At 46.4% G+C, this 23,358-nt stretch carries 23 protein-coding genes; 8 read left to right on the top strand and 15 right to left on the bottom strand.

Features of this window, described 5'->3' with window-relative positions:
- The first annotated feature begins 583 nt into the window (after positions 1 to 583).
- Complete coding sequence (locus tag H515_RS0101765) at positions 584 to 1,735, top strand: TlpA disulfide reductase family protein (RefSeq protein WP_025877337.1); 1,152 nt, start codon at positions 584 to 586, stop codon at positions 1,733 to 1,735.
- A gap of 235 nt (positions 1,736 to 1,970) precedes the next feature.
- Here the strand turns inward: H515_RS0101765 and H515_RS0101760 are convergent, their stop codons facing one another.
- The 7 genes from H515_RS0101760 to topA all read right to left on the bottom strand — a co-directional run bounded on the left by H515_RS0101760 (position 1,971) and on the right by topA (position 9,190).
- A complete protein-coding gene (locus H515_RS0101760; protein ID WP_028901498.1) occupies positions 1,971 to 2,558 on the bottom strand; it encodes a hypothetical protein in 588 nt (195 codons plus the stop codon).
- Between the two features lie 43 nt (positions 2,559 to 2,601).
- On the bottom strand, positions 2,602 to 2,754 hold the full coding sequence (locus H515_RS14375; RefSeq protein ID WP_154653614.1) for a hypothetical protein: 153 nt from the start codon (positions 2,752 to 2,754) through the stop codon (positions 2,602 to 2,604).
- Positions 2,755 to 3,051: 297 nt separating this feature from the next.
- Positions 3,052 to 3,534, bottom strand: a complete 483-nt coding sequence (locus H515_RS0101750) for a hypothetical protein (protein WP_025877341.1) — start codon at positions 3,532 to 3,534, stop codon at positions 3,052 to 3,054.
- Positions 3,524 to 4,036: an RNA polymerase sigma factor gene (locus tag H515_RS0101745; protein WP_025877343.1), complete on the bottom strand. Its 513-nt coding sequence runs from the start codon at positions 4,034 to 4,036 to the stop codon at positions 3,524 to 3,526. The genes H515_RS0101750 and H515_RS0101745 overlap by 11 nt, the downstream gene beginning before the upstream one ends.
- A 155-nt stretch (positions 4,037 to 4,191) precedes the next feature.
- Positions 4,192 to 6,084, bottom strand: a complete 1,893-nt coding sequence (gene speA / locus H515_RS0101740) for a biosynthetic arginine decarboxylase (RefSeq protein ID WP_025875898.1) — start codon at positions 6,082 to 6,084, stop codon at positions 4,192 to 4,194.
- 158 nt (positions 6,085 to 6,242) lie between these two features.
- A complete protein-coding gene (locus H515_RS0101735; protein WP_025875900.1) occupies positions 6,243 to 6,794 on the bottom strand; it encodes a shikimate kinase in 552 nt (183 codons plus the stop codon).
- 47 nt (positions 6,795 to 6,841) lie between these two features.
- Positions 6,842 to 9,190: a type I DNA topoisomerase gene (gene topA / locus H515_RS0101730; protein ID WP_028901497.1), complete on the bottom strand. Its 2,349-nt coding sequence runs from the start codon at positions 9,188 to 9,190 to the stop codon at positions 6,842 to 6,844.
- 163 nt (positions 9,191 to 9,353) lie between these two features.
- Between topA and H515_RS14915 the strand changes: the two genes are divergently transcribed.
- On the top strand, positions 9,354 to 9,542 hold the full coding sequence (locus H515_RS14915; protein WP_154653613.1) for a hypothetical protein: 189 nt from the start codon (positions 9,354 to 9,356) through the stop codon (positions 9,540 to 9,542).
- A gap of 4 nt (positions 9,543 to 9,546) precedes the next feature.
- Here H515_RS14915 and H515_RS0101725 read toward each other — a convergent pair whose 3' ends face one another.
- Complete coding sequence (locus tag H515_RS0101725) at positions 9,547 to 10,068, bottom strand: NUDIX domain-containing protein (RefSeq protein ID WP_025875902.1); 522 nt, start codon at positions 10,066 to 10,068, stop codon at positions 9,547 to 9,549.
- Positions 10,069 to 10,434: 366 nt separating this feature from the next.
- Here H515_RS0101725 and H515_RS0101720 point away from each other — a divergent pair, with 366 nt between their 5' ends.
- The 6 genes from H515_RS0101720 to H515_RS0101690 all read left to right on the top strand — a co-directional run bounded on the left by H515_RS0101720 (position 10,435) and on the right by H515_RS0101690 (position 19,267).
- Positions 10,435 to 11,259, top strand: a complete 825-nt coding sequence (locus tag H515_RS0101720; protein ID WP_028901496.1) for an alpha/beta hydrolase — start codon at positions 10,435 to 10,437, stop codon at positions 11,257 to 11,259.
- Between the two features lie 589 nt (positions 11,260 to 11,848).
- Positions 11,849 to 12,637, top strand: coding sequence for a M15 family metallopeptidase (locus H515_RS0101710; protein ID WP_028901495.1), 789 nt, complete (start codon positions 11,849 to 11,851; stop codon positions 12,635 to 12,637).
- Positions 12,638 to 12,770: 133 nt separating this feature from the next.
- On the top strand, positions 12,771 to 14,099 hold the full coding sequence (locus tag H515_RS0101705; protein ID WP_161625395.1) for a THUMP-like domain-containing protein: 1,329 nt from the start codon (positions 12,771 to 12,773) through the stop codon (positions 14,097 to 14,099).
- A 94-nt stretch (positions 14,100 to 14,193) separates the two neighbouring features.
- Positions 14,194 to 15,384 carry a hypothetical protein gene (locus tag H515_RS0101700; RefSeq protein ID WP_025875909.1) on the top strand — a complete coding sequence of 397 codons (1,191 nt, stop codon included), beginning with the start codon at positions 14,194 to 14,196 and terminating at the stop codon, positions 15,382 to 15,384.
- Positions 15,385 to 15,511: 127 nt separating this feature from the next.
- On the top strand, positions 15,512 to 17,461 hold the full coding sequence (locus H515_RS0101695; RefSeq protein ID WP_028901493.1) for a DNA topoisomerase IV subunit B: 1,950 nt from the start codon (positions 15,512 to 15,514) through the stop codon (positions 17,459 to 17,461).
- A gap of 150 nt (positions 17,462 to 17,611) precedes the next feature.
- A complete protein-coding gene (locus H515_RS0101690; RefSeq protein ID WP_081410101.1) occupies positions 17,612 to 19,267 on the top strand; it encodes a S41 family peptidase in 1,656 nt (551 codons plus the stop codon).
- 499 nt (positions 19,268 to 19,766) lie between these two features.
- On the opposite strand, the gene ybeY is transcribed toward H515_RS0101690, so the two are convergent.
- From ybeY to H515_RS0101650, 7 genes are all read right to left on the bottom strand, one after another.
- A complete protein-coding gene (gene ybeY / locus H515_RS0101680) occupies positions 19,767 to 20,183 on the bottom strand; it encodes an rRNA maturation RNase YbeY (RefSeq protein WP_025875915.1) in 417 nt (138 codons plus the stop codon).
- 4 nt (positions 20,184 to 20,187) lie between these two features.
- Positions 20,188 to 20,679 carry a pantetheine-phosphate adenylyltransferase gene (gene coaD, locus H515_RS12790; RefSeq protein ID WP_025875917.1) on the bottom strand — a complete coding sequence of 164 codons (492 nt, stop codon included), beginning with the start codon at positions 20,677 to 20,679 and terminating at the stop codon, positions 20,188 to 20,190.
- A 91-nt stretch (positions 20,680 to 20,770) separates the two neighbouring features.
- Entirely contained in the window at positions 20,771 to 21,226 is a 456-nt protein-coding gene (locus H515_RS0101670; RefSeq protein ID WP_025875919.1) for a DUF4252 domain-containing protein, read from the bottom strand.
- 4 nt (positions 21,227 to 21,230) lie between these two features.
- A complete protein-coding gene (locus H515_RS0101665) occupies positions 21,231 to 21,722 on the bottom strand; it encodes a hypothetical protein (RefSeq protein WP_025875921.1) in 492 nt (163 codons plus the stop codon).
- Positions 21,719 to 22,219 (bottom strand): RNA polymerase sigma factor, encoded by a 501-nt coding sequence (locus H515_RS0101660; protein WP_025875923.1) that lies wholly within the window; start codon positions 22,217 to 22,219, stop codon positions 21,719 to 21,721. The genes H515_RS0101665 and H515_RS0101660 overlap by 4 nt, the downstream gene beginning before the upstream one ends.
- A gap of 11 nt (positions 22,220 to 22,230) precedes the next feature.
- Entirely contained in the window at positions 22,231 to 22,737 is a 507-nt protein-coding gene (locus H515_RS0101655) for a DUF4252 domain-containing protein (RefSeq protein ID WP_025875925.1), read from the bottom strand.
- 10 nt (positions 22,738 to 22,747) lie between these two features.
- Complete coding sequence (locus H515_RS0101650; RefSeq protein WP_028901491.1) at positions 22,748 to 23,218, bottom strand: DUF4252 domain-containing protein; 471 nt, start codon at positions 23,216 to 23,218, stop codon at positions 22,748 to 22,750.
- Between the last annotated feature and the right edge of the window lie 140 nt (positions 23,219 to 23,358).

Genomic DNA, 23,358 nt, shown 5'->3' with positions numbered 1-23,358 from the left:
CTATTTTCGCCTATTAATAGGGGTAGCATTTTGAACATCAATCATTTATGACAACCGTATTTTTTGCTGTCATTGGGTTTCTCTACAATTATTCCTGAATTGGATTTCAATGATTTTTCTATTATTCAAATTTCCCAAAAAATAAATTTAAAACCTTATGACGGAGTGATAAAAAAGCCATCATAAAAACTATTCATTAAAGATTGATTGTTGATTTTTCAATCTTTGTGATAATTTGTAATAATCTGACAAGATTTAAACCATTGACAAACAGCATCATTTGTCTCAAAAACAATGGTATGATGAGATTTGATTAATCAAAAAATAATACTGGAGCAAACTAAAGAATCAAAAGACTATCTGAATGTATTCTTTGCAACGATGGCATTCTTTCTTAGCATTTTTCCTATCAGAATGTTGATAGATGTTCGGATTACGCTATCGGATTGCTTGCCGTTGTTTTATTCCCCACAATCAATCCTTTATCCGATGAAAAGCACAGAAAAGCGAAACTTTGTTGCGCAATGGCACTGATTTTCGGATATTTTATCTATTTTTGCAAGAGAAAACAATAAGTGTCAAGATGAACAATGTTATTAAAAACTCTGCATATCTTCTACTTTTAAGTGCAGTGCTATTTCTTTCGGGTTGCAGTGGCGAGCAATTCCATGTCGAAGGTACGATAACCAATGCCAAGGATTCAGTGCTTTACTTCGAACACAACAGTCTAACGGGCTTCAACAAGATGGATTCTGTGAAGTTAGACGAGAAGGGTAATTTTGCTTTTTCAGGCAAGAAGGCCGACAATCCGGAGTTCTACCGACTGCGAATCGCCGACCAAATCATCAACATCGGTATCGATTCCACCGAAACTGTGAACGTAACGGCCTCCTATCCCCAAATGGCGGTAAACTATAACGTAGAAGGCTCTTACGAAAACGAGAAGATCAAAGAGCTGGCACTCAAGCAAATCAACCTTCAGGCCCAGTGCCAAGCCATCCTCGCACAGCGCCCGGAGGTTGCCGACTCGCTCATCGAGGCCTTGATTGTGGGCTACAAGAGCGACGTAAGCAACAACTACATATACAAAGAACCAATGAAGGCCTACAGCTATTTTGCCCTCTTCCAGTACATCGTCGTGGGAAATCAGGCCCGTCTGATATTCGACCCAACGCGCGACGCCAAGGACAACAGAGTGTTCGGTGCAGTGGCAACCAGCTGGGACTCGTTCTATCCAGGCTCGGAGCGTGGGCAGAACCTCCACAACATTACCATAAAAGGAATGAAGGACGAGAAGATTGTGAACGCACAGAAGAAGGAAGTGGAAATCAACGCAGAGGAAACGGGTGTCATCGACTTGCCCCTGCGTGACAACCGGGGCATCGAGCGCCATCTGACCGACCTGAAAGGACAAGTGGTGTTGCTGAATTTCCATGCCTTCGGCTTAAAAGGTTCAACGCAATACATCATGCAGATGCGCGACCTCTATGCGAAATACCATGCCCAAGGACTTGAAATCTACATGGTGTCGCTCGACGACAATGAGCATTTCTGGAAAGAACAGGTTGCTAATCTCCCATGGATCAATGTCTATGACAACACCGGCGTGAGTCAGGCCTACACCAATGCCGCAACCGCCACTCCGATTATTTATCTCATCGACCGAGGCAACAACGTCGTAAAGAACCCAGCGCAGATAAAGAACCTCGACGCAGAGATAAAGGCACTGCTCTAATCGCCACTACGAACGACTGCGAAAAATATTGACAGGGTAAGGTTTGCGGACAAAACTGACAACCCGCTGATTCTCAAGAAAATAGAATTTATAAAATAAAAGGTCAGCTTTCACTCTTCGAAAGCTGACCTTTTGTTGTCTCATCGCTAAGCTTTCGAGCGTGGAGCGCTAAGCTATCGCAATGTGATTGTGAAATTATTTGACAACGGAAACGTATCCGACAATCACGGTTCATCTAAAAAGCCTTGCCGAAACTGATGTAAGGTGCTATGAGGAACTCCCTACTGGTATTCCTATTCTTGGTCAGCACCAATCCAGAAGTGACCCCCACACGGAATTGGAAGCCCTTCCGCGACACGTGCCGATAGCCGACATTAGTAAAAGCGAAGGCATCGAAATTGTTTTCCGTGTAGCTCTTCTTTTTAATGGTGTAAGCTGACTGGGCTTGAGGCATGGGTTCATAGACATTCACTGAATAATGGTCGTTGTAGAGTCCGAGATTGACACCCAACCCCACTTCAAACTTACTCCGTTTTTTGCCTGCCAGGTAATTCACCTCAATGGGGGCGCTGTAAACACGTGTTGATTGGTTTAACGAAAAAAACCACGATGACTGCGCATAGCCAAAACCCACACCCACACGGTAACCCCACGGCGACTCATGCTTGAAGCGCGCGTCGTAATTAATGCCGATTCCGTTTGACGCTCCCAAGATTTCGACATAAACACTCTTGTCTCTCGCTTCTTCTGTCTGCGCCTTGGCAGACAATGTGCTGAGCAACAGCAAACTGACCGTTGTCAATAGCATTCTGTAAGTTCTCATTTTCTTGAAATTAATCTTAATGGTTTTCTGTTGTATCGTATTACTATATACCGTGGCCCCTCGTTTCGGTGGTCTGATTGTTTACCACGCATTCCACGGTGATGATTCCTTGCCGTGCGGTCTCTCCTTCATAATGCCACGAATCCAATGGACGATAGTGCCACAACGCATTATAACGCTGCCTTCTGGCATTCATTACAGCTGCAAAGTTAATAAAATATCATCTATCAGCCTACATTTACGCAGTAAAATGGTTGATATGGCTGTCAAAAATACTTGCCCAACACCTCAAATTCCGCCCTCGTCAACCAATAAGGGCTTACAGCCGAGAATCCAGCTCGTACACAATGCAAACAGAAAAGACCAATATCCGTTGCTGGATATTGGTCTCATTCTACATTAGTATGTGATAAAATTTGAGAAATTTGAAACTTCACAGTTTCATTTGTTTTACTAAACTTGATTATTTTATAGAGAAAGCATAGAAATTTTCTTATTTGATAATAACCTCTTCATGCTGCTGCGAATCGGTCTTTTGCAGCGAATCAGTTTGAGTTGAGTCAGCCTTTGCAACCGACGGGCCCTCCTGAGGCTTGTTGATGTTGGCCATCTCCGTCTGATGCGGCACCTCTGCCTTTTGGTTCAGTGCGTTTTGTACGGCATTGCTGAGCGTAAGAACAATCGCAACGATGGCCGCTGCCTTGAACAATGGCATCAAACGCTGTTGCATTGTGATGGTATGGGCCTTCACTGGTTCGTCCTCCTCGATCATTCCCAAAATCTTTTGGTCAAAGTTGCCATCCAACACATCGGCTGTCTTTTGGTCTTGTTCGTAGATGAACAAGTCTTTGTAAGACAACAACTCAGCTGGTACATTCTCCTGTGAGAAGAACGTGCGCAGAATCTCCTCCTCTTGGAGAGAGGTCTCGCAGCGCCAGTAGCGCTCCATTAACTGTTCGATGTACTTATAATCCATATTCTTCAATTTTCTGATACCTGAGTTTCACCGTTTGTCGGGCTCGGAAGATGTTAACCTTTACCTGTTCTTCCGTGATTCCCAATATATCGGCTATTTCCTTGTATTGTTTCCCCTCAAAATCGCGCAGCTGCATGCAGCTCCTTTGTTTCTCTGGGAGCGAGTTGACTATCTCTCTTACAAGTCTTACCCTGTCCTGTTGAATCATCAACTCTTGAGGATTGTGCGCAGATGGCGGTTCAGCAACGTTCTTATCTTCAAACGAGTCGTTGTTGTTGTCCTTCTTCTTCAGTCTGTCCAATGCGAGATTTCGGCAGATTCTCAGGCTAAAAGCCTCGATGGAGTCTATCGAATCCCATTCGTATCGTTTGTCCCAAACCTTGATTAGCGTATCTTGCACGATGTCCTCGGCCTCTGCTCTGTTGAGCGTTATGCGGAGGGCAAGCCTGAAGATTTCGTTCTTCAAAGGCAGAACATCATTACGAAAACTGATTTTCTTCATCCTCGTCTGATTGAATGACGATTAAGTGTGGGGATAAGTTACAGGATCTGGTGTTGTTTTTTCAAAATTTAACATTCCATTGCTTTCCTGTGCTTTTCTGATTGCGGTTGTTGGCGCCTCAAACAAAGTGCCAACAACCAGTTCTCTCAAATTTATTATTCTAAATAGGTATAACCATAAAGGCCACTTCGGTAGTTGCTGAGGAACTCTTTACCTTCCTCCAGCGATATTTTTCCTTGCTTGACGCTCTTAGTCACCCATATTTCGAGTTGGCGCACCAGTTTCTTGGGGTTGTATTGTACGTACTCAAGCACTTCCTCGACTGTCTCACCGTCGATAATTTGGTCAATATGGTAAGTCCCGTCCTTCACCGACAGATGGACGGCATTGGTGTCGCCAAACAGGTTGTGCAGGTCGCCGAGAATCTCTTGATAAGCTCCGACAAGGAAAACACCGAGGTAATAGGGCTCGTTGCGTCGGAGCGGATGCACGGGCAGCACGTGTCCCGTGCGGCCTTCGGTCACGAAGTTGTCCATCTTGCCATCGCTGTCACAAGTGATGTCTTGCAGTGTGGCCTTTCGTGTCGGGCGCTCGTTGAGCCGTTGGATAGGCATGACAGGGAAAAGCTGGTCGATGGCCCAGCTATCGGGCAACGACTGGAAGAGCGAGAAGTTGCAAAAATACTTGTCGGCCAACAGTTTATCGAGGTTTCGCAATTCGTCGGGGGCGTGTTTCATGCCTTTCGCCAGCGTATTTATCTCATGACAGACGCTCCAATACATAGCCTCAATTGCCGCACGTGTCTTTAAATCAACCATACCATGGGAGAAAAGCTCAAGCGACTCCTCGCGTATCTGCTCGGCATCGTGCCAGTCCTCCAGCATATTGCGTGAGTCAATGTTGTCCCAGATGTTGTAGAGTTCACGCACCAACTGATGATCCGTCTCGCTGGCCTCGAACTCCTCTGGCATTTCCGGTAGCGATGCTGTCTCCAACACGTCTATCACCAGAATTGAATGGTGAGCAGCCAAGCTCCGTCCGCTTTCGGTAATGATGTTCGGATGTGGGATCTCGCTCTTGTTGGATGCGTCAACAAAAGTATAGACACAGTCGTTGACGTATTCTTGGATAGTGTAGTTGACCGAACTCTCACTGTTCGACGAGCGAGTGCCGTCGTAATCCACGCCCAAACCGCCGCCACAATCCACGAAATCTACGTTGTAGCCCATCTTTCGTAGGTTAACGTAGTACTGGGCGGCCTCGGTCAACGCTGTTTGGATGCGGCGAATCTTCGTAATCTGTGAGCCAATGTGGAAGTGTATCAGCCGAAGGCAGTCGTGAAGGCCCTTATTGTCGAGCATTTCCAAAGCTTGGAGCAGCTCGGAGGCCGTCAATCCGAACTTAGAGGCATCGCCGCCACTTTCAGACCATTTGCCAGAACCAGTGGAAGCTAACTTGATGCGGATGCCTATATTGGGTTTCACGTTCAACTTCTTAGCTACCTTTGCTATTATGTCAATTTCGTTGAGCTTTTCCACAACGATGAAAATGCGTTTGCCCATCTTTTGGGCCAACATGGCCAACTCAATGTAGCTCTGGTCTTTGTAACCATTGCAGATAATGGGCGAATCACTCTGGCATTGTACGGCAATGACGGCATGGAGTTCGGGCTTTGAGCCGGCTTCCAGTCCAAGATTGAATTTCCGTCCGTGGGAGATAATCTCCTCTACCACTGGTTGCATCTGATTGACCTTGATCGGATAGATAATGAAGTTTTCGCCTTTGAAGTCGTATTCCTTCTTCGCCACTTCAAAACAAGAAGATGTTTTCTCGATACGGTTGTCCAAAATATCAGGGAAACGTAATAAAACGGGGGGCGTCACGTCACGTAACATCAACTCGTCCATGATATCCCGCAGGTCAACCTGCGTGTTGTCCTTACAAGGAGTCACATAGACATCGCCGTTTTCGTTGATGCCAAAGTAGGAAGTACCCCACCCATTGATGTTGTAGAGTTCCTTTGCGTCGTCAATTGTCCACTTTTTCATTGCCCAATAGTTCTGTTCAAGGAGAGATATTCGCATGGTAATTACGACCAGACAAATGTCTCTGACTCACAAAAAAAATAATTAATACTATATAGATTTCAATCTATTTTCATCGGTTTCATCGGTACTTGCACCGATAAATTCGTACTTCTCCGAAGCTAAAGCCCAACCAGTTTCCTGACTTGCGTGACCGTTCCCGCTATTTTATCGTAGGTGTCCAGTAGTGAAACATCAAGCGTGTGCTTGGCTTTGGTGTAGAACGGATTTCGTTTGCTTAACTGTTCCTTGATGAAAGCCATGACCTCGTCCTCGCTTTTGCCTACCAACAGCGGGCGAGCCACCTTTCTCATCTTCAGATGCCTGAACAATACTTCTGGCTCAGCTTGCAAGAATATGGTCTCTCCCTGACCGTTCATATACTCCATGTTGTCGAAAAAACAAGGTGTACCTCCGCCACAGGAGATAATAACATTCTCAAATTCGGCTACTTCGTGGAGCATATTGTACTCCACCCTTCGGAAACCATCCTCACCACGCTCATCAAAGATTTGCTGAATGGTCTTTCGCAGGCGGTTTTCGATGTACCAATCCAAGTCATAGAACGGCATATTGAGCTCCTTTGCCAACAATTTGCCAATCGTTGTCTTACCTGCGCCCATGTAACCCAGAAGTATGATTCGGTTGAACCTATCCTTGCCGTTGTCCGCCATCACTAATCATTTCAGCCTTGCTCCCTGAAGAGGGAAACAAGAGGCATCTATTTCTTTCTTCCTCGCCGAGGTTTCGGCTCTGGTGCGTTCTTGACGATTTCCTGACACTCAGCATATGTGAGCTCGGCAGCCTTGTCGTGCATTGCTTTTGGCATGCGATAGTTCTTCCCATCGTAAGCAATGTAAGGGCCATAGCGACCATTCATCACCTCCATCTTATCGTCTTCGGCGAAAGACTTCAAGTGTCGTTGTGCGTCTTGCTGTCTTTTTTTCTCAATCAGCTCAATGGCCGTTTCCAAAGTGACCGTCATGGGATTCTCTTCCTTCGGCAATGAGACGTATTTCCGCATGTGCATAACGTAAGGTCCAAAGCGTCCAGTACCGATTACCACATCAGAGCCCTCGAATTTACCTACTGTCCGTGGTAGTTTGAATAACTCCAGCGCCTCGTCCAACGTAATACTCCCCATGCTTTTGTCAGCCGGTAGCTGTGCGAAATGCGGCTTTTCATCGTCATCGGCCGTACCTATCTGCACCACAGGGCCGAACCTTCCGATTTTCACGAACACTGGTTTGCCTGTCTTAGGGTCAGTACCAAGTTTCCGTTCTCCAGCCTTGCGTTTTGATCGTGCATTCATCACAGCCTCAACCTCAGGTTCGAAACTCTTGTAGAACTTCTTCATCTCTGCGTTCCATGCGGCTTTGCCCTCCGATATCTTATCGAACTCTTGCTCCACCTTAGCTGTGAAGTTGTAGTCCATCACTTCTGGGAAATTCTCCATGAGGAAGTCGTTGACCACAATTCCGATATCGGTTGGAATTAGTTTACCCTTATCCGCTCCAACCATTTCTTTCTTTGTCTTGGAGCTAATCTTCAGGCCTTGCAATGTGTCAACAACGTATTTTCGTTCGTCGCCTTTCTTGTCGCCTTTTTGAACATACTCTCGCTGTTGGATGGTCGAAATCGTCGGAGCGTAGGTTGATGGGCGTCCGATTCCCAATTCCTCAAGTTTATGTACTAAGCTTGCTTCAGTATATCGACTAGGTCCCAAAGGATATCGCTCAGTGGAGATAATTTCACGACGTTCCATTTCATCACCTTTCCTCATCACCGGCAATGCGTGTGAGAGTTCTTCGGGCTCATTCTCATCTTCTGTCGATTCGCGATACACCTTCAAGAATCCGTCGAAGGCTACCACTTCACCCGTAGCCACAAACTGAAGATCACCTGCATCGCCACCTTCTTCGCCTACAATGCCAATGTTTACGGTGGTCTTGTCTATCTTGGCATCTGCCATTTGCGAAGCAATGGTGCGCTTCCAAATCAGGTCGTAGAGACGTTTCTCCTGACTTGTTCCTTCAATATTGGGTGTATTCATGTAGGTTGGCCTAATAGCTTCGTGCGCTTCCTGCGCTCCCTTGCTGTTGGTATGGAACTTCCGAACCTTGCCATACTCGCTTCCGTACAAGTTTGCTATCTCCTCTTTCGCAGTATTTACAGCCAACGAAGACAGGTTGACACTGTCGGTACGCATATAGGTAATCCGTCCGGCCTCGTAAAGTCGCTGAGCGACCATCATAGTCTGGCTGACGGTGAATCCCAGCTTACGTGCTGCCTCTTGTTGCAAAGTGGATGTCGTGAAAGGAGGCGCCGGTGTGCGCTTCAAAGGTTTCTTAGTAATGGCCGACACTACGAATTTGGATGTCTTGCACTGCTCCATGAACGCCAGTGCCTCATCATGCGTCTTGAAACGCTTGTTCAACTCGGCCTTAACCTCGTTTTTCGATCCGTCGTCGCTCATCACTGCGAAGATGGCATTTACGCGATAATATGGTTCTGATGTGAAATTCTGAATTTCTCGCTCACGTTCGACAATCAGCCGCACAGCGACGCTCTGCACGCGACCAGCACTCAATGCTGGTTTCACCTTTCGCCACAATACTGGCGACAAGCGGAAACCCACCAAACGGTCGAGTACTCGCCTTGCCTGCTGTGCATTGACCAGATTCATGTCAAGCTGTCTCGGATTTTCTATTGCTGCAAGAATGGCAGGCTTTGTGATTTCGTGGAACACTATGCGACTGGTTTTCTCCTCATCGAGACCCAAAACCTCGCAAAGATGCCAGCTAATGGCCTCTCCCTCGCGGTCCTCATCGGATGCCAGCCAGACCTTTTTGGCTGCCTTTGCATTCTTTTTCAGCTCACCAACAATCTTTTTCTTCTCATCAGGAATCTCGTAATCTGGCTCCAATGTGTCCAAATCGATACTCAGTTCCTTCTTTTTCAAGTCTCGGATATGACCGTAAGAAGACATCACTTTAAAATCGTCACCCAGAAACTTCTCTATTGTCTTTGCCTTTGCCGGGCTCTCTACTATAACTAGATTTTCTTGCATATCAGCATTGTACATTTTTCAAGGGCGCAAAAGTAATCAATCTTTTTGCTTACACCTTATATAATGTAAATTATTGTATTTTTTTTTGCTTTAATCTCCTAAGGGTAAAAATATCTAAAAACAAGCCATTAATTCGTTAACAGTCGTAAAAGCAATCGCAGCAATGCGTAATGGCATTGCGTTTTATAAGAGAACTATCATGCAAGGGGAAAATATCCGATTCTGGCGGCACCCCGATGCTATGGAGAAACATCGTAGGGTAGAATCGTCAACATCGTCTTCCGACACTTGCCATCAGACTTTCGGGCAGACCTACTGGAACGTTTCCCCTCTGTTGTCGCTGCTACGGTGAGTCGCTATCTGCGCTCTTCCAAAAATTCACTCAGTGCCCAGCGGATGGAACGCAGCCCAAACTCCTCGGTATGCACATCTTGCAGTTTCAGCCACAAAGCCTCGGTAGCGTCGTCACTGGCTTTGAGCGCTCCAGGATCGGTAACCTCGCACACGAAGAATGTGTCGAGCGTGGGGACATCAAAACTACTGTAGGTGTATTTGTTGGGAACGGTTCCGAAATAGATAGCCTTCGAAATTTCCAAGTTCGTCTCCTCTTTCACCTCACGGACCAACGCCTCGTGGATGGTCTCCCCAATATCGGCAAAACCTCCGGGCAAGTCGAGCATTCCCTTGCCAGGCGAATGCTTTCGGCGAACAGTCAGCAGTTCGCCCTCATCGTTGAGGATGAACGCAGCCACGGAAGCACTCGGATTGAGATAGTATTCAAATCCGCAATTCTCACATTTCTTGCTTTTCTCGTCCTGCGGTTCAAAATGCTTGCTGCCGCAAACGGGACAGTACCTGAATTTTTCTAATACGTGCATATACCTTAATTGTTTTCTAATTGTCGGTTTCTTCGGAAAAGCAACATACTCCTATGCCGCATTAGAGGGTTAAACACACGCGTTAACCTCTACTGGGAGGAGTTGTTAACATAACCTTGAGAATTATTAAAATTCGTTTAGGTATGGTTGCTTTTGCATTAACATACTTGCAAATATACTAAAAACTCTAAACACCAAACCTTATTTTTGCTTTTTTTACTAACTTTGTACAATATCACCAGCTATTCACGGCTTTTTCAACCTTGAATAAGGCAGAATAGCTGGTGATCGTTTTTCATGTGGCAGCATATCTTCAATAGCAGTTACTTAGTTGAAAAAACAAAAACATAATATTAAATCATGATAATGAATTTCAGAAAACTCTTTGTTATATCGGGCCTTTTTGTCATATCGATGGCAGCAATAGCCCAGAGAACCTTCGATGTGAACCTCTATAATGGAAGGGCTCCTTACAACAATGGTGACCAAAGTGACACCGCCAAGGTGCGTGTGTATCTGCCTATTGACCGAGAGGCTACCGGACGCGCAATAGTCATTTGCCCCGGAGGAGGATACGAGACTCTATCGATGGACCAAGAGGGATACAGCTGGGGCGAATTTTTCCAGAATCAGGGCATTGTTGCCATCGTGCTGAAGTACCGGATGCCCCACGGCACACCCGAAGTGCCTGTGGCAGACGCTGAACAGGCCATGAAACTGGCACGTTTGAACGCTGCCTCATGGAAAATCAACCGTAACGATGTCGGAATCATGGGATTCTCTGCCGGAGGTCATCTTGCCGCTACCGTGGCAACGCTCAGCAGAGGAGAGGCAAAGCCCAATTTCCAGATATTGTTCTATCCTGTCATTTCCATGACAGAGGGCTATGGGCACGCTAGAAGCTACAAAAACTTCCTCGGCAAAAGACCCAGCAAGCACGAACAACGCAAGTACAGTGCCGACCTGAATGTCAGCCGTGCCACACCACGCGCATTCATTGCCTTGAGCGATGACGACGATACTGTTCCGCCTGCTAACGGCGTCAACTACTACACCGAGCTTTACCGCAACGATGTGCGTGCGTCGCTCCATGTCTATCCAGGAGGCGGACATGGCTGGGGAAGCAAGATTGGCTTCCGCTATCATGAAGAGATGATGATGGATCTCAAGGCATGGCTGAGAAGTTTCTAACGGACTGGTGAGCGAAGTTATTACGAAATAGAGCGAATCGCTGTTATACCGATAAGGTTTGACAGCGATTTTTCTTTACAAAAAGGTCTGAAATACAGGCATTTTTTCAGCCATACGGACTTTCGGCCGTAAATAACGTCATTTTACAACAGTCTATTAACAAACTGATTTCTAACAAGATACAAAAAACAAGCCTATAAACATCAGGCAAAAAGGATAAATTGAGCCGAGATTTTGCTCGCAATAGCTGACCTCTCACAAGGCGGAACGTCAGTCCTTGCACAGCGAAGGCTTAGCTTTCACAGAGCGAAAGGTCCAGCTATCGGTGTGAAAAGATCGTATTCAGTGTGTAGAAACAACAGTACAAGTGAGTTGAAAGCGCAATCTGCACAACTTATTTCTCTGGTTTGCAAATTTCACAAGTACGTTTTTTGGTAATAAAAGTTGACAAAACCCATGTCGCCGACTCTCATTTTTTATTACATTTCCACCAGTCTATGAAGCAAAAAGCGTATTTTTCTGTATCTTTGCAGCAACGATGGCCCGGATGTCGCTCAACTCGGAAAAGCCATAGCAAACAACACAGACAATGAAGAACAAAACAATGTTGGCGCTGGCATTCATGCTTTCATTCTCAACAGTGAATGGCCAGACTGCAAAACAAACCGTCAACCGTACAAAAAGCACGGTTCCATCGAGAGTTTCCACTGTTAAGAAAGCCTCATTTCCATCTCCAACGGCCCAGCGGATGGCCAAGCAGGGATTGGTGAACATCAAAGACATCGACCCCACTATCAAAACAGCTTTGATGTATGCACGAACCGACAACTTTTGCCACAAGGTTCTCTACAAAGATCTGCGTGAGGCATACTTGCTTCCCAATTGTGCCAAGGCCCTGAAGAGAGCACAGAAGGAGTTGAAGCGCAGGCGTCCCGACCTCAGCCTCGTCATCTTCGACGCCACACGCCCGATGAGCGTTCAGCAAACGATGTGGGACGAAGTGAAACACACCAATCACAGCTTCTACGTGAGCAATCCGGCCAACGGCGGTGGTATGCACAATTACGGAATGGCGGTTGACATCAGCATCTGCAAGAACTCGTGGGACGATACCACATGGAGAGACGGCGCGCAGAAATGCCGCATCGACACACTCCCGATGGGGGCAAAGGTGGACCACATGGGACACAGGAGCCACATCGACCAAGAAGCGTCGTTGCTCGCAAAGGGACTGCTCACCAAGGAGGCCCTTGCCAATCGGAAACTGCTGCGCACAGTCATGGAGTCGGCGGGCTTCACACCATTGCGTACCGAATGGTGGCATTTCAACCTCTGTACAAGGGCATGGGCAAGGAGAAATCTCAAAGCCGTGAGATGATGACTGACAGAAGGCTGTCTGAAAACAAGGGAAAAACGGATTACGGCTTCAAGACAAGTGGTTTATCAACTACCAAAAGGGACTTGAATTGCAAGGCGATAGTGAGAATTACACACGAAATCAACTGACAATCATGAACAAAAAGACGACGGGCAATCAACTCGACAACGACATTTCATCAGCAACCGACAAAGGGAAAAATGCCCAAGAGAAACGCTTCATACTCACACATCGCAACGAATCTCCAACGGAGCTTGCGCTGCAGGCAGCACGCTATCCCGATTTCGACATGCCTTTCGTCATCAATCAGATAGAGGGGTGGCAAACAGCACGCAAGAAATTGCCGACGTGGGCGGCAATCGACGACATCATCTATCCGCCACACCTATCTTTAGAACAGTGTTCATCGGAACAAACAGCACGTTACAAAGCCAGCTTGGTAAGCCGTCTAATTGGCATTCAACCTGTAGTTTGCGGGCACTCCCAAACAACGGAAAGCCAGAACAGGAATAAAGGCACAGACTGCCGACCTATTCTCACCGACCTTACTGGCGGACTGGGGGTAGATTTCTCGTTCATGGCAAGAGGATTGCGGGCCACCTATGTCGAAAAGCAGCCTCATCTTTGCCAGATAGCAAGGAATAATTTCAGACTTCTGGACCTGAAACAGGCCGAAATCATCGATGGTGACGGCACAAACTTCCTGCACAAGCTTGAGTTCTCGACCATCATCTACCTCGATCCAGCGCGGAGAGACAATAATGGCGCAAAAACGGTGGCCATAGACGACTGTACGCCCAATCTATTGGAGATCAAAGACGAGTTGGTAGAGAAAAGCAAATATGCCATTGCCAAACTGTCGCCAATGCTCGACTGGCACAAGGCACTCGAAGAACTCAATGAAAGTGCCGATATCGTTAGGGAAATACACATCGTCGCCGTCAGAAACGAATGCAAGGAGCTGCTCTTCGTCATGGGGAAAAGACAAGATCCACTGAGACTCTATTGTGTCAATGATGATGAAACGTTCACAGTGGAGCTAAAAAACGATGCCGGAAATCAAGAGACTGGTCTCCAACAGGAAATTAATATCGGCGATTTTCTTTATGAACCCAATGCAGCGATTATGAAAGCCGGATGCTTCGGAAAACTGTCGGTCAAATATGGCGCAGGATTCCTTAGCCACAATTCTCATTTATTCATTTCCGCCGATGAAATCGATGATTTTCCAGGTAGAAGTTTCAAAATAGAGTGCATTTCATCTCTCAATAAAAAAGAGTTGAAAAAGAACCTAAAGGGTATCGAAGCAGCCAACATCACCACCCGCAACTTCCCCATCAGCGTTGCCGAACTGCGCAAAAAACTGAAGGTTAAGGAAGGCGGCGAAAACTATATCTTCGCCACCAGCGATGCAAAAAACAACCATCTGCTGCTGGTTTGCAAAAAGACCAAAAGGAGATGAAATATTAATTATCAACAAAAGGAAGTGTTAGATTTGGTTTTGCCATGCAAATTTAGTACCTTTGCAGCCTTAATGATAAAAACATTATACGGAAATGTGTTCTGTACAGATTAAGAAAGTCGAGACCAAGAAAGACCTAAAGGCTTTCATTGAGTTTCATTACGACCTTTACGAAGGTAACAAATATGATGTCCCCAATCTTTTTAGCGATGATCTGAACACTTTGTCTAAAGACAAGAATGCAGCTTTCGATTTCTGCGAGGCTGACTATTTCCTTGCCTACTTGGACGGGAAGATTGTAGGTCGCGTTGCCGCCATCATTAACCACAAAGCAAACGAAAGGTGGAAACGTAAGGATGTCCGATTCGGATGGATTGACTTCGTTGACAATATTGAGGTTTCGGCTGCCTTACTTAAGGTAGTGGAAGACTATGGCAGAGAAAGAGGAATGGAAGCGGTAGTAGGCCCGCTGGGATTCACTGACATGGACCCCGAAGGAATGCTGACATGGGGTTTCGACAAACTTGGCACGATGGCCACCCCCTATAACTATGAGTACTACCCCAAACACATGGAAGAACTCGGAGGATGGGAAAAGGATAACGATTATCTGGAGTATCTCATCAATGTTCCTGACAAGGTGCCAGAGAAACTTTCGAAACTGTCGGAGATGATTGAGAAACGATACAACCTTCACGTAAAGAAACTCACGAAAAAAGAGATCTTCGAAGGTGGATACGGTAATAAGATATTCAAGCTGATTAACGATACGTACAAGGATATCTATGGTTTCTCCGAACTATCCGACCGCCAGATCGACCAATACATCAATATGTACTTCCCGTTTGCTGATCTCGACCTTATTACTGTCATAGTTGATGGAAACAAAGACAATGCCATCGCAGGCATGGGTATCACCATTCCCTCACTCAGCCGTGCATTGCAGAAGTGCCGTCGTGGCAGATTGCTGCCTTTTGGATGGTGGCACATACTGAGAGCCATCAAGTATAGCAAGACCGATGGTGTTGACCTGCTACTGTTGGGTTTCCTTCCAGAATACCGCTCAAAAGGTGCGAATGCGCTTCTCTTCAACGATCTCATCCCGCGCTATGTGGAACGAGGCTTCAAATGGGGCGAGAGCCAGGTTGAGATGGAGAGCAATGCTGGTGTGCAAAGCCAGTGGGAGATGTTCGATACGGTCAATCACAAGAGACGTAGATGTTATAAGAAAGACATTTCTGCCCACCTTTCTCCAGCAAAAGAGGAGAACGGGCAAGCCGATTGATTGGGCACTAACCTGCAAATAGCCAGTTTCCACATCGTAGGACTGGCCTAATCGCATTACAAACATACATTGGTTTGACCATCTCTGCTTGGCGGAAATAGGACAATCGGAGAGTTTTTTAATATTTATGGACAACAACCCAGTATCATACACCGACGAAAATATCCGTCATCTATCGGATATGGAACACGTACGCACACGTCCCGGCATGTATATCGGACGATTGGGCGACGGAAATCTGCCCGAAGATGGTATATACGTGCTGCTGAAAGAAGTTCTTGACAACTCCATCGACGAGTTTAAGATGAATGCCGGCACGAGAATAGAAATCGATGTCGAGGACAACTTGCGGGTATCGGTGCGCGACTATGGACGAGGCATACCCCAAGGGAAGCTCGTTGAGGCTGTGTCGGTTCTGAATACGGGTGGTAAATACGATTCAAAGGCGTTCAAAAAGAGCGTCGGTCTCAATGGCGTTGGTGTGAAAGCCGTCAACGCACTCAGCGCAAACTTCGAGGTAAAGAGCTTCCGCGACGGTAAGGTACGTGAGCTGACATTCGAGAAAGGAGAGCTGAAAAGCGACAATACACAAAAATCGAAGGACGAAAACGGCACATATATTTTCTTCGAACCTGACGCAACACTGTTTAAAAACTATAGTTTCCATGATGATATCGTGGAAACCATGCTCCGAAACTACACCTATCTGAACACCGGACTGACCATTATGTACAATGGTCGGCGCATTGTCAGTCGCCATGGGCTCAAGGATTTGCTCACCGATAACATGACGGTCGATCCGCTATATCCCATCGTTCACATGAAGGGCGATGACATAGAAATAGCGTTTACGCATACAAACCAGTATGGAGAGGAATACTATTCGTTCGTAAACGGTCAGCACACGACGCAGGGCGGTACGCATCAGTCGGCGTTCAAGGAGCATATTGCGAGAACTATCAAAGATTACTTTGGAAAATACGAGTACGGAGACATTCGTAACGGTATGGTTGCAGCCATCGCAGTAAACGTTGAAGAACCTGTTTTCGAATCGCAGACAAAGATAAAGCTCGGCTCAACGCAGATGTCACCTGACGGAGAGACCATCAATAAGTTCGTGGGCGACTTCATTAAGACCAACGTTGACAATTTCCTGCACATTCATAAGGAGGACTTTACTGACATTCTTGAGAATAAAATCAAGGAGACTGAGCGCGAACGCAAAGCGATGGCTGGCGTAACGAAGCTCGCTCGCGAGCGAGCCAAGAAGGCAAACCTTCATAATAGGAAACTTCGCGACTGTCGTGTGCACTTCAGTGACACGAAGAGCGACCGCAAGGAGGAGAGCTGTATCTTCATAACCGAGGGCGATTCGGCCAGCGGAAGCATCACAAAGAGCCGCGATGTGAACACCCAGGCCGTATTCTCTTTGCGTGGAAAGCCCCTCAACTGCTTCGGGCTTACAAAGAAAGTGGTCTATGAAAACGAAGAATTCAACCTGCTGCAAGCGGCCCTTGACATAGAGGATGGTCTCGACACGCTGCGTTACAATAAGGTAATCGTAGCTACAGATGCCGATGTTGACGGCATGCATATTCGCCTTCTGATTATTACTTTCTTTCTACAATTCTTCCCTGAGCTTATCAAGAAGGGGCACGTATATGTGCTTCAGACGCCGCTTTTCCGTGTTCGCAACCGTCGAACCAAAATAAAGAACAAACAAACTATAGAGGAAATTGACGCCAAACGAGCCAAAGGAGAGAAGAAAAGCGACTTCGTCACAATGTATTGCTACAACGAGGAGGAGCGCCAGAATGCCATCCGCGATCTCGGACCAGACCCAGAAATTACCCGATTCAAAGGTTTGGGAGAGATTTCACCCGATGAATTTGCCCATTTCATCGGCCCTGACATGCGCTTGGAGCAGGTAACGCTTCACAAAAACGACCAAGTGCAGAAACTATTGGAGTATTACATGGGCAAAAACTCTATGGAGCGTCAGAATTTCATCATCGACAACCTTGTGATTGAGGAGGATCTCGCCGAGGAAGAAGAGGCAGAAGCGCAAGAGAACTGATCTTTCGATGACGAATACACGGCGCAACGCAACACCTACAACAAGGTGTCTTCACACCAAACAGCTTAATTCATTATCCGATGCTGACCAAACCATCCATCTGAACTTAAATAAATAACACAAAACAAGATTGAAGGGAGAAAACTTCAAATGAACAATCATGCTATAAATAATCCAAATAGGGTGCAGTCTCTATCCGCACCCATCTCCTCACAGTACTGCAACCGGGGAGCACTCACCATCCTTTTCTTATTCATCCTCTTACCTTTGTCGGCGCAAATAAGCCTGAACCTTAGCGGCGATTCACCCCTCCGCAAGCTGCAGATGGCCGAGATTGCCATCTCAAACTTCTACGTTGACAAAGTAGATGAGACCAAACTGGCTGAGGATGCTATTAAGGGGATGCTCAAAGGGCTTGACCCCCACTCCACTTACACCAATGCCAAGGAGACGAAGGAGATGAACGAGCCGCTGCAAGGTGACTTTGAGGGTATCGGTATCCAGTTCAACATGATTGCCGACACACTGGTGGTGATACAGCCAGTGGTGAACGGCCCGTCAGAGAAAGTGGGAATCGTTGCCGGCGACCGCATAGTGATGGTTGACGACACACTCATCGCCGGCGTGAAGATGGCGAGGACGGAAATAATGAAAAGGCTTCGGGGCAAGAAAGGTACGAAAGTGAAAATAGGCATTGTGAGAAGAGGCGTCAAAAACAAGCTCAACTTCATCGTCACACGTGCCAAGATTCCTATTCACACGTTGAATGCCTCGTACATGATTCGTCCAGGAATAGGCTATATCAGACTGGAGAGCTTCGGAGCAAAAACCTACGACGAGTTCATAAGCGCCGTTGACTCGCTGAAACAAAAGGGAATGACCAACCTCATCCTTGATTTGCAAGATAATGGCGGAGGATACCTACAGTCAGCCGTTCAGATTGCCAACGAGTTCCTGCGCGATAACGACATGATTGTCTATACGGAGGGACGCCGAGTGGCACGTCAGGAATTCAAGGCCAGAGGCAACGGCAAACTGCAGAACATCAGCGTATATGTCCTCGTTAACGAATTGTCGGCCTCTGCTGCCGAAATTGTCTCAGGAGCTTTGATGGACAACGACCGTGCCGTAGTAATCGGCCGCCGTACCTTTGGAAAAGGACTCGTGCAGCGACCTTTCAACCTACCTGACGGAAGCATGATTCGACTCACAGTGGCCCATTACTACATACCAAGTGGCCGTTGCATTCAGAAACCTTACAAAAAAGGTGACCAAGAAGACTATGCGATGGACCTTGAGAAACGTCTGAAGCACGGAGAGCTCACCAATCCCGACAGCATCCACTTCGACGATTCGCTGAAGTACTACACCGTGCGCAAGCATCGTCTGGTATATGGCGGAGGAGGCATAATGCCCGACTACTTCGTGCCACTCGACACAATGAAATTCACAAGGTTTCACCGGCAGTTAGCTGTCAAGAACATTATCATGGACGCTTACTTGAAATACGTTGACACCAACCGCAAGAGCCTTAGGGCGAAATACAAGGCCTTCGATGCTTTCGTGAAGAGCTATGAAGTGCCTGAGAATCTCATTCAGAACATCGTGGCCGAAGGAAAGAAACAGAAGATCGAGCCTACCGACGATGCTGAACGGGAACGAACCATCGCATACATCAAGCTGCAAATCAAATCGCTCGTTGCCAGAGACATTTGGAACATGAACGAATATTTCAGAATTTGGAACGAGGAAAGCGACATAGTGAAAAAAGCACTCGAAGTTGTGGGCAAGCCATTGCCCAACTAACGGATAGGAATAAAAGGGAAATTCAAAACGGCCCATTCATCTACGACATGAATTGGCCGTTTTTTTTATTGGCTGAAAGGGGTTTCATACGACAAAGCCCCTATCGGCTCGGCACATCGAAACAGAGAGTTCAGAAATCAACGCAATAGTAAAAAATCATTACAGTAACAGAATTGGGGTTGTATTTTATAAGTAACTTATTTTCAATAAAATAGATTTTGATCGATAAAAGGTGAGCTATGGCGTGGCGATAGCTCACCTTTTGCAATGCGAAAGTTCATCTTTTGCGATTCGAAAGCTGAGGTATCCATAAGCAATGCCGAAAATATTTTACATTCATCACTTCCGATTGGCCGTTGAAATACTTTAAGAGCATTCACCCAAGACTTCATCAGGCATCGTTCTTTTGGTAGTCATCATACGTCAAAAAAAGTGAGAAATAGCATCATCCGACCGATGAATACGCTTGATTTTGAACAAACGGAAGAGCAGACACAGCCTATTTTTCCAATAATGCCAGCGCCTTGTTTTCGTTATCCTCCATGATTTCTCGCTCACCAGGGCCCTTGTCGTTGATTCCACAGAGATGAAGCACACCGTGGATGATGACCCGATTGAGTTCTTCCTCATAGGTCTTGCCGAATTTTTCAGCATTGGTGCGCACCGTATCAAGCGAGATCACAATGTCGCCGTTGAGAATATCTCCCTCGCAGTAATCGAACGTGATGATGTCCGTATAGTAGTCATGACCAAGGTACTGGTTGTTCACCTCAAGTATCTTCTCATCGCTGACAAACATATATCCGATTTCACCCACCTTACGGTCGTGCATGGCTGCGACAGCTTTGATCCAACTCGTTGTGTCACGCTTTCTGATTTTGGGAAGTTTTACATCCTCTGCGTTATAGGTAATCATATTCTCATTTGTTTTTGTTGCCCTCACGAGGCGCCTCAGACCGGTTTACCCCATCCGTTCCCGGCAGAAAACGGCTCACATCGCAACCGAAATGGATGAGCTCGCGAACCATGCTCGAACTGACGCTCTCATACTGCGGTTCGGCAAATAGCAAAAGGGTCTCCAATCCGCTCAATTCTCGGTTGATATCGGCCTGTTCACGCTCGTACTCGAAGTCCTTCACGCTGCGCACACCTTTAATAAGACACTGCGCTTGCTCGCGTCGGGCGAAGTCAACCACAAGATCGCTGTAGGCTTTCACCTCGATTTTCGGCTCATTGGCATACAGTTCCCGAATGCCGGCTATGCGTTCATCAACTGGGCGCATATACTGTTTGCGCTCATTGATGCCTATCCCGATGACGATTCTATCGAAAAGGGGCAAAGCTCGGCGCACTATCGAATCGTGTCCGATGGTGAATGGGTCGAAACTGCCTACAAATAAACCTGTTATCATTGCTTCATTTAAATATAAAAGGGAGCACACGAAAGTGAACTCCCTGCAAAAGTAAGCTATTTCTGCTATATTACCAAATTATGTTTGCTGATTATTTGCCTCCTGCAATGGACTGAATATCCTTCAAAGATACATTTCCGAAGACATTGATGATGCTCAACTCGTCCTTTTCCGAACTCAATAGCACAAACTCATTCTTACCATTCCCATATCGTTTCTCGTAGATAATAACGTTTTCGCCGCCTTCTCTCACTTGCATCACTACCTCGTATTTCATTCGATTGAAATAGCTGATGGCAGTTTTCCTAATGCCTGGAATCAGCGAAGGTCGTTCACAATCGAGAATCTGCAGACGGTCGAGTTTGCCGGATATCTTCGAAATATCACGATTACCTGTCGGCAAGTTCCTCATCATGCGTAGCATGGCCTTTGAAATATAAACAGTCGTGACACCATTAACATCCTCATACTTGTCGAATAGCGCCTTTTGAGCAAACGTCAGGCTACTGATGGTGCTGAGTAAGAGCAAAAGCAATATTCTTTTCATGTCATTAATCTATTTGTTTGTTCGTTACATCTTCTACTTTCTCTAAGCCTTTGTTCAAGCTTTTCGAGAATTTCAACAATGCTCGGTTAGCTTCGGCATAGGCATCCTCCGGGTTATCGTAGGTGTCGGTTGGCTCGATGTGGGTCAACTGGGCTTCTTTTTCCTGATGATAGATGAAAATTCCAACGCTGAAAAGTAGAATCAGGCTGGCCGCTATGCCCACTATCCAACGCAGATTGAGGCGGGTAGCGGTTCGTCGGGCTGACATATCAACCATATTCCATTGGTTGATTTGTCTTTCAATGCGTTTTTCCAGTTGCGCCGGAGCTGAGACGTCAACCTGTTGCAAGGCAAGAAACATGGTCTTTTCCGACTTCAATTCCTCGGCAACCTCTCCACTGCTGAAATACGTTTTCAGCCATTTTTCCTCGGCTTCATCGGTCATTCCATCATAAAACCGTTCAATCAATTCCCTTATTTCATCGGTAGTTCTCATTGTTTCATCTCCTTTATCTGTTCTCTGATTCGTTTTCGTGCACGGCTTAGTATGGAACGGATGTTCACTTCCGTAAGTCCCGTCACAGCACTGATTTCTTTATAGGGCTTGTCTTCGACATCCCGCATCAGCATAACTCTACCTTGCGGGTCAGGAAGTTGGGCGATCATCCGCTTTATGCGCTCGCATTCGTCGGCAGCCTCTAACCGCTGGTGGATTTCCGTTGATGCTCCGACTGCCATTTGACCGATGTCCAATGCCGCCTCTTGTATGCGATTGGCCCTTTTTACGTCGTAAAACTGGCGCCGAAGTACGGAAATGCTGTAGGCTTCGGCATTCTCTATATCTGCAATCTGGTGACGCTTGGTCCACAATCGCAGATAAGTCTCCTGCACTAAATCCTCTGCCGCCTGACTATTGCCCGTCAAACGCCATGCCACAGCATAGAGTTTGTGGTGGCAAGGCAAGAAGAGAGATTTGAATTGTGAAGCCTCCATACAGGACAGGTTTATCTTTTGGCAGATATTTTCTTTCTGTTTTCGATGATTTCCTCTACATCTTCGGGGCGAATCTTACCCTTTATCTGCACCAATGCGCAGTCCTCGACATCGCAACTGACAACGACGAGCTGGCGAATATAATCTTTCTTCGTCTTAACCATCACCAATGTGTGCTCATCTCTGGTCTTTTGGCGCACGATTTCTTCGTAACCATTAGTTTTCAGCTTCTTAACCCTTTGTAAAAACTGTTGTTTCACGTCAGGAGAGCAAGCCTCCAAGTCGAGAGTTCTTACCGAAGAGATGACCTTCAGCACCTTCTTCACCTCTGGGTCATCGTCTTTTACCACGGCAGAGACGACCTTCAGCAGCAATTTTGGTACGTGAACATACTCTGCTTTCTTACAATACTTGAAATCCCTGAACAGGTCTGATACCCCATCACAGTTGTATTGCTGAGCTGCGGCTGCAAAACCGACACTGAAAACAACAACTATTGACAATAATAACCGTCTCATAAGCAAGGTGTTAGTTTCGTGTTTGGTTGTCAACAATGGCATTTACCTCGTCAGGAGCTATGCGCCCGTCAATCTTTACCAGAGCACAGTCATTCTCATCTATGGCAAAGATTATCAAACTGTTGATGATTTTCTCTGTCCCTTTGGTCAGAATCCTCACCTTTTCGCCATCGGAGTTGACCTTAATCATGTCCTCATAGCCGCTGGTGTCCAGCTTTTTGACTTCGGCGTTGAACAATTGCTTGGTGCTTACCGAGGCCTCTTCCAATGAAAGAATCTGAATGGCGTCAATTTTATCAGCCCAATTCGCCACGGTATCTTTGCCAGCAGATTTCAATGCCATGCCTACGACCGACTTGGGTATATTCACGTAAGTGACATTCTCCATCTCTTTGAATTTCTTGAATACGTCATTGATTGTTTGTGCCCAACCTGTCAAACTGGTTGCGAGGAGCGCAAGGGCGATGATAATTGATTTCATACGTCTTTTTGTTAAAGGTTTTTTATTGCGTTTACAATTATATAGACGGAAAATGCGGACCTTTTGTGGCAAGAAAGTTCAAAAAAATATCAAGATGAGTGAGAAAAGTTGTTGTCTTAGGCCTAAAGTGCTACCTACAT

This window comes from Prevotella corporis DSM 18810 = JCM 8529 (genome assembly GCF_000430525.1).
GTDB classification, from domain to species: Bacteria; Bacteroidota; Bacteroidia; order Bacteroidales; family Bacteroidaceae; genus Prevotella; species Prevotella corporis.
This window is presented reverse-complemented; position numbering and strand designations above follow the sequence as displayed.

What these genes read in the sequence shown, in the direction of transcription:
- H515_RS0101700 (WP_025875909.1), top strand. Translation starts at nt 14,194, where the DNA reads ATGTGTTCTGTACAGATTAAGAAAGTCGAGACCAAGAAAGACCTAAAG.
- H515_RS0101660 (WP_025875923.1), bottom strand. Translation starts at nt 22,219, where the DNA reads ATGGAGGCTTCACAATTCAAATCTCTCTTCTTGCCTTGCCACCACAAA.
- H515_RS14915 (WP_154653613.1), top strand. Translation starts at nt 9,354, where the DNA reads ATGCGTAATGGCATTGCGTTTTATAAGAGAACTATCATGCAAGGGGAA.
- H515_RS14375 (WP_154653614.1), bottom strand. Translation starts at nt 2,754, where the DNA reads ATGAATGCCAGAAGGCAGCGTTATAATGCGTTGTGGCACTATCGTCCA.
- speA (WP_025875898.1), bottom strand. Translation starts at nt 6,084, where the DNA reads ATGAAAAAGTGGACAATTGACGACGCAAAGGAACTCTACAACATCAAT.
- H515_RS0101665 (WP_025875921.1), bottom strand. Translation starts at nt 21,722, where the DNA reads ATGAGAACTACCGATGAAATAAGGGAATTGATTGAACGGTTTTATGAT.
- ybeY (WP_025875915.1), bottom strand. Translation starts at nt 20,183, where the DNA reads ATGATTACCTATAACGCAGAGGATGTAAAACTTCCCAAAATCAGAAAG.
- coaD (WP_025875917.1), bottom strand. Translation starts at nt 20,679, where the DNA reads ATGATAACAGGTTTATTTGTAGGCAGTTTCGACCCATTCACCATCGGA.
- H515_RS0101725 (WP_025875902.1), bottom strand. Translation starts at nt 10,068, where the DNA reads ATGCACGTATTAGAAAAATTCAGGTACTGTCCCGTTTGCGGCAGCAAG.
- H515_RS0101720 (WP_028901496.1), top strand. Translation starts at nt 10,435, where the DNA reads ATGAATTTCAGAAAACTCTTTGTTATATCGGGCCTTTTTGTCATATCG.
- H515_RS0101710 (WP_028901495.1), top strand. Translation starts at nt 11,849, where the DNA reads ATGAAGAACAAAACAATGTTGGCGCTGGCATTCATGCTTTCATTCTCA.
- H515_RS0101735 (WP_025875900.1), bottom strand. Translation starts at nt 6,794, where the DNA reads ATGGCGGACAACGGCAAGGATAGGTTCAACCGAATCATACTTCTGGGT.
- H515_RS0101765 (WP_025877337.1), top strand. Translation starts at nt 584, where the DNA reads ATGAACAATGTTATTAAAAACTCTGCATATCTTCTACTTTTAAGTGCA.
- H515_RS0101695 (WP_028901493.1), top strand. Translation starts at nt 15,512, where the DNA reads ATGGACAACAACCCAGTATCATACACCGACGAAAATATCCGTCATCTA.
- H515_RS0101705 (WP_161625395.1), top strand. Translation starts at nt 12,771, where the DNA reads ATGAACAAAAAGACGACGGGCAATCAACTCGACAACGACATTTCATCA.
- H515_RS0101655 (WP_025875925.1), bottom strand. Translation starts at nt 22,737, where the DNA reads ATGAGACGGTTATTATTGTCAATAGTTGTTGTTTTCAGTGTCGGTTTT.
- H515_RS0101690 (WP_081410101.1), top strand. Translation starts at nt 17,612, where the DNA reads ATGAACAATCATGCTATAAATAATCCAAATAGGGTGCAGTCTCTATCC.
- H515_RS0101650 (WP_028901491.1), bottom strand. Translation starts at nt 23,218, where the DNA reads ATGAAATCAATTATCATCGCCCTTGCGCTCCTCGCAACCAGTTTGACA.
- H515_RS0101745 (WP_025877343.1), bottom strand. Translation starts at nt 4,036, where the DNA reads ATGAAGAAAATCAGTTTTCGTAATGATGTTCTGCCTTTGAAGAACGAA.
- H515_RS0101760 (WP_028901498.1), bottom strand. Translation starts at nt 2,558, where the DNA reads ATGAGAACTTACAGAATGCTATTGACAACGGTCAGTTTGCTGTTGCTC.
- topA (WP_028901497.1), bottom strand. Translation starts at nt 9,190, where the DNA reads ATGCAAGAAAATCTAGTTATAGTAGAGAGCCCGGCAAAGGCAAAGACA.
- H515_RS0101750 (WP_025877341.1), bottom strand. Translation starts at nt 3,534, where the DNA reads ATGGATTATAAGTACATCGAACAGTTAATGGAGCGCTACTGGCGCTGC.
- H515_RS0101670 (WP_025875919.1), bottom strand. Translation starts at nt 21,226, where the DNA reads ATGAAAAGAATATTGCTTTTGCTCTTACTCAGCACCATCAGTAGCCTG.